Below are 11,005 nucleotides of genomic sequence, written 5' to 3' on the forward strand. Positions count from 1 at the left end.
GAATAAACATGAAATTTGTACGTTGGTTACTCGGGCGCATAATCTTATTACTTGATTTTATTTTTACACCTAGCAGTAAAAAGCGCCCATCAGAACAGCAATTGGCACTGGATACGCAAACTGCACAGTTTAAACTGTATGAGTTTAAAGCGTGCCCGTTTTGCGTAAAAGTGCGTCGAGCGATTAAACGAGAAGGGCTAAAAATAGAAACTCGTGATGCCAAAGGTAATGCACAATATCGCCAAGAATTAGCAGAGCAAGGCGGCAAAGTTAAAGTGCCTTGTCTACGTATTGAACAAGATAACAAAGTAACTTGGTTATATGAATCAAGTGATATTGTCAGCTATCTACAAAAGCTCGATAACGCTGCATAATTTGCCGTTCAATGAACAATGAGAAAATTTGAGAATATGGGTTGATATGCTAGCATATCAACCCATATTTTATCGTCTGATATTTAAGAGAATCCACATGACTATCCGTACTCGTGTAGCCCCGTCACCGACAGGTGATCCGCATTTAGGCACCGCTTATATTGCACTGTTTAATTACTGTTTTGCTAAACAGCAAGGTGGTGAGTTTGTATTACGTATTGAAGACACAGACCAGGTGCGAAGCACTTCAGAGTCAGAACTCGCAATTATGGATAGCTTACGTTGGTTGGGCCTTGAGTGGGATCATGGTCCTGATGTTGGTGGTGAGTTAGGCCCTTACCGTCAGTCAGAACGTAGTGACATATATAAAAAATATGCACACCAGCTAGTTGAAGCGGGGAAAGCTTTCTATTGTTTTGCAACAGCTGAAGAGTTAGACCAAATGCGAGAAGAGCAAATGGCTGAGGGCTTACGTCCAAAATACGATGGACGTGGTTTACTCTTAAGCGAAGAGCAAATTAAAGCAAACCTAGAAGCCGGTGTACCTTACGTTATTCGTATGAAGATCCCAGCTGAAGGCACGTTTAAGTTTAATGACTACTTGCGCGATGAAATAGAGATCCCGTGGGAAAATGTCGACATGCAAGTGCTATTAAAAGCGGATGGTTTCCCAACTTATTTCTTGGCGAACGTGGTCGATGACCATCATATGCAGATCAGTCATATTTTCCGTGGTGAAGAATGGATTAACTCCGCTCCTAAATTGCTAAAGCTTTATGAAGACTTTGGTTGGGAAGCGCCGATATTAGGCCACCTACCACTACTACGTAACCCAGATAAATCGAAGCTTTCCAAACGAAAGAACCCAACCTCTATCAATTATTATAAAGAGATGGGCTTTTTACCTGAGGCTGTACTGAACTATCTTGGTCGAATGGGGTGGTCTATGCCTGATGAGCGTGAAAAGTTCACGCTAGCAGAAATGATAGAGCACTTTGATATGAAGCGAGTCTCATTGGGCGGTCCGGTATTTGATGTCGATAAGCTAAGCTGGCTAAATGGTCTTTGGATCCGTGAAAATTTGACTGACGAACAGCTTATCCAGCGCTTTGTTGACTGGAAGTTTAATAGTCAAACACTCGCGCGTATTTTGCCTGAAGCAAAAGCACGTATAAATACGCTATCAGACCTGGTTGATTTAGCGGGTCACTTCGTTGGCGGTATTCCTGAGTATGACCCTGCATTATTGACCGCAGGTAAAGCAGAGGAAGAGACTGTACGTCAAGCTCTACAATTTTTTATCTGGGAACTAGAAGGGTTACGTAGCTGGGAAAAAAGTGAAATCTTTGCCATTGCTAAATCAGTATCAACTTTCCATGAACTCAAAATTAAAGAGTTTTTAGAACCAATTTTTGTTGCTGTGACGGGGAAAGCGTCGTCTACGTCGGTGTTAGATGCAATGGAAATCTTAGGTTCCGATCTATCCCGCGCACGTTTGCGTGTGGCGCTTGCACATATTGGTGTCTCGAAAAAGCAAGCTAAAAAGCTAGAAAAAGCTTATAGGGATTACCCCAACTCATAATCTAATTCTTTGAATTACATCTATAAAAAGCCACATTTACCGTTTGTGGCTTTTTTTATGTTTAAATTTCAACAGATTCGACCTCTTTTTGTAAATATTCTGATAACATAGCGCGGTTTTATAGCTGATAAAGAAAGAATATATGTTAAGTCGTTTTTACCAAGAACAAGGCGAGCACGTGGTGATCACCCGTGAGCAAGGTAGTCAATTTGCAAAACAAATCGCAGATGATTTTAATCCACTTCATGATGTTGATGCTAAAAAGTTTTGCGTACCTGGTGATTTACTCTTTGCGTTAGTATTGCAGCGTTATGGTATCAGCGACAATATGCACTTTTCATTTTTAGGTATGGTTGATGAAACATCTCAATTGAATTTTCCGCAAGGAAATGAAGAATTTGATATCACCTCAAATGACAAAGTCATGATGTCAGTTAAACGTGATGGGGATGCTAATCTTTGTCCGAGTCTTATTGAGAGTTTAACGAAAAAGTATGTCGAGTTTTCTGGAACAGCCTTTCCGCATGTAATTATCCCGCTCATGGCACAGCAAAATGTCATGATCAATCCTGCTCGACCCATGGTGATTTACGAATCAATGGCGATTCATTTGGATGATACAAATTTAGAAGCGATTGAACTGGAGTCTGATACGCCTGAGTTTAGCTATGAAGGCAAGCGCGGTAAGATTATTTTGCGCTTCAAGCTACTTAATGGTGGAAAGCAAGTAGGCCGAGGTGAAAAGCATATGTTGGTATCTGGGATTAGGGCATACTGTCAAGAGACTGTTGATGACTTAATTGCCTATTACAACAATAGAAAAGCAACATTGTAACTAAGCGAAAGCAATGTTAGATGCGCGCATCTATGGCGCGCATTTGTTATACTTCGGCCACTTTATTTGTCTGTGAGTAGCCACCATGTCATTTCAATCTCTGCAATTAGCCCCTGAACTTAATCAGGCGTTAAACACGCTTAATTTTTCCACTCCGACGCCGATACAACAACAAAGTATTCCTGAGATTTTAGCTGGACGAGATCTTTTGGCGACGGCTCAGACTGGCACGGGGAAAACGGCCGCTTTTATATTGCCAATTTTACATCAATTATTGCAAGTACCTGAGCATAGTGGACAAGTTCGTGCTTTGGTACTTGCACCTACCCGAGAGTTAGCACAGCAAGTTGCGAATAATACTCAAGCGTATGCCCAACATACGGGCATAAAAGTTGCGTGTATTTATGGGGGGGCGAATATCAGCCCTCAAGAAAAAGCGCTAAGGGCAGGAGTTGATATTGTGGTGGCCACACCAGGGCGTCTCCTTGATCACTTATTAAAAGGGACATTGAAGTTAGCATGTGTTTCTCACTTAGTATTTGATGAAGCTGATCGCATGCTCGATATGGGATTTATTGGTGAAATAAAACGTATCATGCGCCATTTATCAGGAGATAGGCAAACTTTACTTTTCTCAGCGACGTTAGATGATCAAGTACAAAAGCTGGCGGCTCAATGGCTGACAAAGCCGCAACGAGTTGGAGTTGACCCTGATAATAGCGCAGCGGAAAAAGTAGAGCAGTTGTTTTATGCTGTGGATGATGATCGCAAGCGAGAATTGATGTCGCATTTGATAGGGAAAAATAACTGGCAACAAGTGCTTATTTTTACCAGAACGAAAAATATGGCTGATGAATATGCGAAAGAACTCAATAAAGATGGGTTAGCTACATTGGCAATTCATGGTGATAAATCGCAAGGTGCACGAGACAAAGCACTCGCGCAGTTTAAATCAGGAAAAACACGTGTGTTGGTTGCAACGGATGTTGCGGCTCGTGGTATTGATATCATTGATTTAAATTATGTTATTAATGCGCAATTACCATTTGTAGCCGAAGATTATATTCATCGTATAGGGCGCACGGGCCGTGCGGGGAAAGCAGGTACCGCTTTGTCTTTAGTGAGTATTGATGAACAATGGCTATTAGAAGAGTTGGAAGTACTACTTGGCGAGCGTTTAACGCCGCAATGGTTGCAAGGCTATGAACCTGATTTAACAAAAGAGCCTAAAGATAATCGAAAGAACTCAGCCAAATCACGAAAGCAAAGGGATAAAAAGCATATTTTAGGAAAGAGCGCGCACCGCCGTCGCCGATAATTATTGTGATAATGTTATTTTTGGTGCGACAGTATATGGGTTTTATTGTTATGCTTAACAGGTGCTAGAGTAAATCGTATAGGCAGTTAAGAGGTTGTCGAATGACCACAGATCCTGAGCTATTACAGCAAACAAAATCTCAAGAAACATTGGCAAAATGGCAAAAAACCATTGATTTAATGGCCAGAGTTTTTAATGCACCGGCTGGTTTTATTGTACAGGCACAGGAAGCGGGTTTTTCGGTACTGGTTGCAAATAAAAACAGCGACAACCCTTATTCTGTTGGTGGGTTAATCCCCCTTGAAACCAATATTTTTTGTAAAAAAGTGGTGGCGGAAAATGCGGCACTGTACGAACGTAATGCGAGTATTAACCCAGAGTGGGACTCTAACCCAGAAGTGAGCGAGGATGGTTTTGAGTCATACTTAGGGGTTCCTATTCATTGGCCTGACGGTAGCGCCTTCGGTACGCTGTGTGTGATGGACTTTAAAATCACATCATATGATATCAGTATGGTTGAGTTAATTGAGCATCTGCGAGATATGCTCGAAGATGATCTTATATTGATGCACCGCTTTAGTAAAATGCGCACGATTGCGATGCTAGATCCACTGACCAATATTTATAATCGTCGTGCAGTTGTTACTTTGGCTGAACATAAACGTGATATTGCGCTAAAAATGGCGTTGTATTTTTATTGTATTTTTATTGACTTAGATGATTTTAAAGCAGTAAATGATCAATACGGACATACCACAGGCGATAAAGTACTGAGTAGTATTGCACAAGCGATAACAAGCGTCAGTCGAGATGATGATCTTGCTGGAAGGCTAGGTGGTGATGAGTTTTTGATGTTTGTGCAAGGACCAAATGGTGAATGGATTTCTGAATTAATGAAACGGCTAGAAGAACAGTTTGAATTACTATTGACGCGTAATGCATTGCCCAAAGTAACGTTTAGTTATGGTAGTGCCGTAACCGATGAAAAGTTCATTGATTTAGAGCAATTAATTGCCCAAGCTGATAAGTCGATGTATCAAGCAAAAACGGCACGGCGTAAGGTCTAATAACAGCTCTATATTTGAATTTTTATGATTATGCAATTTGCTTTTCAGCTAAGTTTAATTCCATGGTCGCTTTGAGTAATCGGTATAAGTTTATAGATGCATCGATTTCTTCTTTACGGTTAGTTAAACTTTCAATATTTAACCCTAGCGGAATATCTAAGTGTGCACAGCTTTGCAAGATTAAATCGAGATTTTCTCGGCAAATACGTATGGATTCACTCAAAGGACTTGCTGAGTCTAACATGCGCCATTTTGTCGCCTCTGGCACAGAGATCCCTAACCACTCCATAAACTCTAGCGTTTTTTGTCCACCACAGGGAGTGAATGTTAAAATAATACGTTGTGGTGTGATCCCTTGCTGCTTACATGTACGGACATAGCTGGTGATTAAGTCGATTGTGGCTTGAGCATTATATACGGCTTGAGATATGAAAAATTTACACCCTTGAGCCGTTTTCTCGATTAATCGCTGTTGCTCATTTTTTTTATTTGCATGGCGTTCAGCGATGGTTACACCACCTAAGAAGAATGACTCTTGATGCTCTGAAAGTGCTTTATAAGCATCCGGTAAGCTTAACTTGATGTTGCCAGTAGAGGATGGACTGCCAACAAGTACGAGGTTATTGAGATCAAATTTATCTTTGCTGTTGGTTAACCAGTTTTTAAATTCGGATGCATCACGCTGTGCAACACTTTTATATGTGATCACATCAAGATGAGAAAGTGTTTTAATTAATTGACTATATTCACATGGATCTACGGTATTTTTAAATGGGAATGGTCTAGGCGCTTGAGTACGGCTGCTTTCATCTTGAATATCGTAGATGACAACCCCATCATATTCGATTTCGTGTAATCGACCGAGTAATTTACTGGCGATGGTTTCCAATTGCGCTCTATCAGTCCCAATTTTTGGTGGCGTTGTACCTATTAAGTATACGCCTTGTTTAGGGTCTTGTATTTTCTCTTGCAGTGATAAAGCCATAATCCTCATTCCAGCCTAGGTCATTTTGATAGTGTAAATATAGCAGCCATTTAGACGTCTAGATAGATTTATTTGTTGAAACTTATTCAATAAACATGAATTATTTTCATGAACTAAGCCATGCTGCTGTAATTTATCGACATATTTTTTTACATTTATCTGTCGAGTTCCGGTAAAAGTCGGGAGAATTTACGGCATAATTGCTCTGTTGAGTTAGCTAATAGCGCTAATTATAAAAATTGAGAGCAAGGAACACATATGAAATTTAAATTATTGGCAACGAGTTTGGCGGTAACACTCGCACTAACGGGGTGTATAAGTAATAACAATAAGCAAAATGTCGTTACAACAGAAAGTGCAGCGGTAAGTAACAAAGTATTTTCGCAAGAATATGTCATTGAAGAATTAGATAATGGCTTGCGGGTGATGATTGTGAAAACGGATTATCCAGACGTTGTTTCATTGCAGATCCCCGTATCAGTGGGATCTCGTGATGAAGTAGAAGCGGGTAAAACCGGTTTTGCCCATTTCTTTGAGCATATGATGTTTAAAGGATCTGAAAAATATCCGCAAGATGTGTATTCAGATATATTGAAAAATTCGGGTGTAGACAATCGAGCATATACAACCAATGATTATACGAACTATTATCTCAGCTTTTCAAAGGAGCACTTGAATAAAGTACTTGAAATTGAAGCAGATATTTTCCAAAATTTATCCTATACAGAAGAGCAATTTCGCACTGAAGCATTGACTGTAAAAGGTGAGTACTTAAAGAATAATGCAAATCCGGTTCGCAAGTTATTGTCGGCAGTACGTAAAGAAGCCTTTGATACACATACCTATAAGCACACGACTATGGGGTTTTTCGAAGACATTGAAGCGATGCCTGATCAAATGGCCTACGGACAGACATTCTTTGAGCGCTTTTATAAACCTGAATATGTGTCAATGATCATTGTGGGCGACGTTGACCCACAAGAAACAATGAATGCAGTGAAGCAACATTGGGGGAACTGGAAAAAAGGTGACTTCAAGGCTGAAGTACCGGTTGAACCAAAGCAAACTGAAGCAAAATACGTGCATGAGCAGTTCGAAGGTATGCCTGGACACTGGTTATTGGTTTCTTATAAAGGCGCGCCATGGTTACCTGAAAAGAAAGACCGAGCGGCATTGGATTTGATCTCTGAGCTGTATTTTGGTGAGAACTCAGCACTTTATCAAGAGCTTGTGGTTGATAAACAAATCGCCAGTCAAATGTTTCCGTATAACCCTGAGACTAAAGATCCAGGATTATTGCATGTGTTTGTTAAAGTTGAGAAAGAGCAAGACTTAGCACGAGTTAGAGATGCCGTTAATCGTACGTACGCCGAAGCGCGCACTGAGCTTGTGGACGAAGATAAACTAGCCGCACTAAAATCAAACCGTAAATATAGCTTTATTAATGGCCTTGATTCATCGCAGGCCATTGCTTCAACGCTTGCCAGATATATGCATTTTAAGCGAGACCCTGAAGTGATCAATCAACTTTACTCATCAGCAGATTCGGTCACCTCGACAGATATTAGGGCCGTTGCGAATAAGTATTTTGTAGACACTAACCGTACAACGGTGACAATGTCAGATTTAGATGAAGTATCAGGCTTCGAAGAAGAGAAACCACTTTCAGTGCTTGTCAATCAAGCTAAACAGCCAGTAGAGCAGCACTTCAAGGTGTTGGATAAAACCAATAGCTCTCCGCTTGTTGATGTGAATTTACTGTTTTATACCGGTGCTGCTGCGGATCCTGCCGGTAAAAAAGGTGTTGCAGCACTAACGGCTGCCATGATCGCCAATGGAGGTTCACAAACTAAATCTTACAAAGAAATTCAAGCTGCGTTATATCCAATCGCTGGTAGCTTTGGGTATCAAATTGATAAAGAAATGATTTCATTGCATGGTCGTGTTCATAAAGACAATGCGCAGCAATGGTATGATTTAATTAGCGCACAGTTGTTAGAGCCTGGTTTTCGAGAGGATGATTTTAAACGTCTAAAGAAAGAGCTTATCGATGGGATTAAATCTGGGTTAAAATCATCTAATGATGAAGAGCTTGGTAAAGAAGTGCTTTATCACAAACTGTATCAAGGTCATCCATATGAAAGTTACAACTTCGGTGATTTGTCAGATTTAGAGGCATTAACACTTGCAGATGTGAAAGCGTTCTATCAGAGAGAGTTTACCCAAGCAAAACTCAATGTTGGGGTTACTGGTGCGCTTTCAAATACAGTTAAAGCACAGATGTTACAAGATTTAGCTAAATTACCTAAAGGGGAAGAAGCGCGTCTAATGGTGCCAGATGCGCCAGTATTAAGCGGCCGTCATGCAACAATTGTAGAAAAAAGTGCAAAGTCAACGGCGGTGTCTTTTGGCTTTCCAATAGATACAATTCGTAGCTCTAAAGATTGGACTGCTCTGTGGTTAGTCCGCTCATACTTTGGTGAGCACCGTAGTTCAAACAGTTTCTTGTATAAGCGTATTCGCCAAACCCGTGGCATGAACTATGGGGATTACTCTTATATTGAGTATTTCCCACGCGGCATGTTCCAGACAAAACCTGATGCGAACTTAGGGCGTTCGGAGCAAATATTTCAAATCTGGTTACGTCCATTACGCTCAAATAATGATGCACACTTCGCAACACGCGTTGCACAATTTGAGTTAGATAAACTGATTGCCAATGGTATGAGTGACAAAGATTTTAATGCGACGCGTAACTTTTTGAGTAATTTTGTACCGCAACTTGTTGCGAGCCAAAGTCGCCAATTAGGGTATGCCCTAGACGGGGAGTATTATAATACAGGGAACTTCGTTGAATATGTGCGCAAGCAATTGGCCACTTTAACAGTAGATGACGTAAACCGGGTGATTAAAGAGACACTACAAACAGAGAATATGCATTACGTATTCATCACTGGTGATGGTAAAGACATGCAACAACGTTTGGCGTCTGAGCAAGTATCTCCTATGAAGTATAATTCAGATAAACCTGATACTTTAATTAATGAAGATAAGCACATTGAGAGTTATCAGTTATCAATTCCAGCAGCAAATATTGATGTGCAAGATGTGAAACGACTCTTTGAGTAAACGACTTTATCATTATTGAAGTAAGTAATAAGGCCGCGAGTATATCGCGGCTTTTCTGATTAATAACTAACCTCAGCTCTGGATAAGCGAATTTGCCCAATAAAGCTATTTTTTCACTCTCGGCGTTGCTTTCATTTGTAATAGCCCGCTATTACTGCATAAAAGCGCCTTGATATTGAACTAAATATCATCATTTGAATGTACGTAAGTTTGTTTTAAAACATTTTCTATGCCAAAACCCTTATCCATACCTGAGCTTAACTAGATAAAATAATCAACGGCAGCGCTTCCCCAGATGAGCGCAACAATCACTAAAGTAAGTGTAACTGCGGCAGACCCCATATCTTTTGCCTTGCCCGATAATACGTGGTGGGACTTACTGACTCTGTAAGTGAGGGCTTCGATTGCCGAATTCAGTAATTCAACAATCAACACCAATAGCAACACACTAATGAGTAATGCCCAATGTGTGATACTTTTAGCCACAAAAAATGAGCAGGGGAATAATATCAGTATTAAATAAAGCTCTTGTCTGAATGCGGCTTCTTCTTTATATGCAGCAATGAACCCCTCTATCGAACAACGAGTGGCATTGATGATTCTCACAACGCCAGTTCCATTGGGTTTGCTTGTTTGTGCCATGAGTTGCCCTATGTTAAATATAAACTAACCTAACATGTTGAACTTAATATAAAGGTGCGCATATTTATACCATTCATTTGTGACTTCATCATGACCAAAGCGCTGATATGATTGCTCTACAAAGAGCAGTTTGTTATAACTAATATCGAGAAGGTTTTGAATAGCAGTAACATATCCTATGTTTAGCCGTTAGAATCAGCGAATACTACCTCCATATTTAGGTTTCCTTATGCGTCATGAAATTTGGCAACAACTTCAAAAAGAGGCTAAAGAATTAGTCAATGTAGAGCCTTTGCTCGCCAGCCATGTTTACTCTAGTGTGCTTAATCATGAATGTTTGGGCTCTGCATTAAGTTTTATTGTGGCTAATAAACTTGCAGATGCGGTGGTGTCTGCATTTACCATTAGAGAGTTATTTGACCAAGCCTTTGTTGATTGTGACAAAATGTTGACTCATGTGGCACATGATATAAAAGCTGTTAAAGATCGAGACCCCGCTGCCGATAGTTACTTAACAGTAATTTTGAATCTGAAAGGTTTTCATGCGATACAAGCACATCGACTTGCCCACTGCTTATGGCGACAAAACAGAAAAGAGCTGGCTAGGTTTGTTCAAAGCCGTACCTCCGAAGTATTTGGTGTTGACATCCATCCTGCTTGTAAAGTCGGTCATGGCATTATGTTTGATCATGCGACTGGTATAGTCATAGGGGAAACTGCCATCATAGAAGATAACGTTTCTATTTTGCAGTCAGTCACTTTAGGTGGTACAGGTAATGAACAAGGCGATCGACATCCAAAAATACGTGCCGGTGTATTAATTGGAGCGGGAGCAAAAGTGCTTGGTAACATTGAAGTAGGGGAAGGAGCTCGAATTGGTGCGGGTTCAGTGGTACTAAACCCCGTCGAACCACATACAACGGTTGTGGGGATCCCTGCGAAAGTGGTGGGCAAACCGAGTTGTCCATGTCCAGCAGAAAGCATGAATCAAAATTTCTTAGAAGATCAACCTCAGTCAGTGAACGACTCTTATACGAGTGCGATGCTGTAACTTATTTTACCGCTAAATTGTA

9 protein-coding genes are annotated in these 11,005 nt (G+C 40.6%); 7 read left to right on the top strand and 2 right to left on the bottom strand.

What is annotated here, in order from left to right; all coding sequences use genetic code 11:
- The first annotated feature begins 8 nt into the window (after nucleotides 1–8).
- The 5 genes from J8L97_RS05725 to J8L97_RS05745 all read left to right on the top strand — a co-directional run bounded on the left by J8L97_RS05725 (nucleotide 9) and on the right by J8L97_RS05745 (nucleotide 5,176).
- On the top strand, nucleotides 9–374 hold the full coding sequence (locus J8L97_RS05725) for a glutathione S-transferase N-terminal domain-containing protein (RefSeq protein WP_192506372.1): 366 nt from the start codon (nucleotides 9–11) through the stop codon (nucleotides 372–374).
- 97 nt (nucleotides 375–471) lie between these two features.
- Nucleotides 472–1,956, top strand: a complete 1,485-nt coding sequence (gene gltX, locus J8L97_RS05730; protein ID WP_211048196.1) for a glutamate--tRNA ligase — start codon at nucleotides 472–474, stop codon at nucleotides 1,954–1,956.
- Nucleotides 1,957–2,098: 142 nt separating this feature from the next.
- Complete coding sequence (locus J8L97_RS05735) at nucleotides 2,099–2,791, top strand: DUF3581 family protein (protein WP_211048197.1); 693 nt, start codon at nucleotides 2,099–2,101, stop codon at nucleotides 2,789–2,791.
- An 85-nt stretch (nucleotides 2,792–2,876) separates the two neighbouring features.
- On the top strand, nucleotides 2,877–4,109 hold the full coding sequence (locus tag J8L97_RS05740) for a DEAD/DEAH box helicase (RefSeq protein ID WP_192506375.1): 1,233 nt from the start codon (nucleotides 2,877–2,879) through the stop codon (nucleotides 4,107–4,109).
- Between the two features lie 101 nt (nucleotides 4,110–4,210).
- A complete protein-coding gene (locus J8L97_RS05745) occupies nucleotides 4,211–5,176 on the top strand; it encodes a sensor domain-containing diguanylate cyclase (RefSeq protein ID WP_211048198.1) in 966 nt (321 codons plus the stop codon).
- Between the two features lie 28 nt (nucleotides 5,177–5,204).
- Here the strand turns inward: J8L97_RS05745 and J8L97_RS05750 are convergent, their stop codons facing one another.
- Nucleotides 5,205–6,161 (bottom strand): methylenetetrahydrofolate reductase, encoded by a 957-nt coding sequence (locus tag J8L97_RS05750; RefSeq protein ID WP_192506377.1) that lies wholly within the window; start codon nucleotides 6,159–6,161, stop codon nucleotides 5,205–5,207.
- A gap of 258 nt (nucleotides 6,162–6,419) precedes the next feature.
- Here J8L97_RS05750 and J8L97_RS05755 point away from each other — a divergent pair, with 258 nt between their 5' ends.
- Complete coding sequence (locus J8L97_RS05755) at nucleotides 6,420–9,290, top strand: pitrilysin family protein (protein WP_211048199.1); 2,871 nt, start codon at nucleotides 6,420–6,422, stop codon at nucleotides 9,288–9,290.
- 261 nt (nucleotides 9,291–9,551) lie between these two features.
- On the opposite strand, the gene J8L97_RS05760 is transcribed toward J8L97_RS05755, so the two are convergent.
- Complete coding sequence (locus J8L97_RS05760) at nucleotides 9,552–9,932, bottom strand: diacylglycerol kinase (RefSeq protein WP_211048200.1); 381 nt, start codon at nucleotides 9,930–9,932, stop codon at nucleotides 9,552–9,554.
- Between the two features lie 229 nt (nucleotides 9,933–10,161).
- Between J8L97_RS05760 and cysE the strand changes: the two genes are divergently transcribed.
- Nucleotides 10,162–10,983, top strand: coding sequence for a serine O-acetyltransferase (gene cysE / locus J8L97_RS05765; protein ID WP_192506380.1), 822 nt, complete (start codon nucleotides 10,162–10,164; stop codon nucleotides 10,981–10,983).
- Nucleotides 10,984–11,005 lie beyond the last annotated feature (22 nt).

Source organism: Pseudoalteromonas sp. MMG012, assembly GCF_018100875.1.
Lineage (GTDB): Bacteria > Pseudomonadota > Gammaproteobacteria > Enterobacterales > Alteromonadaceae > Pseudoalteromonas > Pseudoalteromonas aurantia.

What these genes read in the sequence shown, in the direction of transcription:
- J8L97_RS05725 (WP_192506372.1), top strand. Translation starts at nt 9, where the DNA reads ATGAAATTTGTACGTTGGTTACTCGGGCGCATAATCTTATTACTTGAT.
- gltX (WP_211048196.1), top strand. Translation starts at nt 472, where the DNA reads ATGACTATCCGTACTCGTGTAGCCCCGTCACCGACAGGTGATCCGCAT.
- J8L97_RS05735 (WP_211048197.1), top strand. Translation starts at nt 2,099, where the DNA reads ATGTTAAGTCGTTTTTACCAAGAACAAGGCGAGCACGTGGTGATCACC.
- J8L97_RS05740 (WP_192506375.1), top strand. Translation starts at nt 2,877, where the DNA reads ATGTCATTTCAATCTCTGCAATTAGCCCCTGAACTTAATCAGGCGTTA.
- J8L97_RS05745 (WP_211048198.1), top strand. Translation starts at nt 4,211, where the DNA reads ATGACCACAGATCCTGAGCTATTACAGCAAACAAAATCTCAAGAAACA.
- J8L97_RS05750 (WP_192506377.1), bottom strand. Translation starts at nt 6,161, where the DNA reads ATGGCTTTATCACTGCAAGAGAAAATACAAGACCCTAAACAAGGCGTA.
- J8L97_RS05755 (WP_211048199.1), top strand. Translation starts at nt 6,420, where the DNA reads ATGAAATTTAAATTATTGGCAACGAGTTTGGCGGTAACACTCGCACTA.
- J8L97_RS05760 (WP_211048200.1), bottom strand. Translation starts at nt 9,932, where the DNA reads ATGGCACAAACAAGCAAACCCAATGGAACTGGCGTTGTGAGAATCATC.
- cysE (WP_192506380.1), top strand. Translation starts at nt 10,162, where the DNA reads ATGCGTCATGAAATTTGGCAACAACTTCAAAAAGAGGCTAAAGAATTA.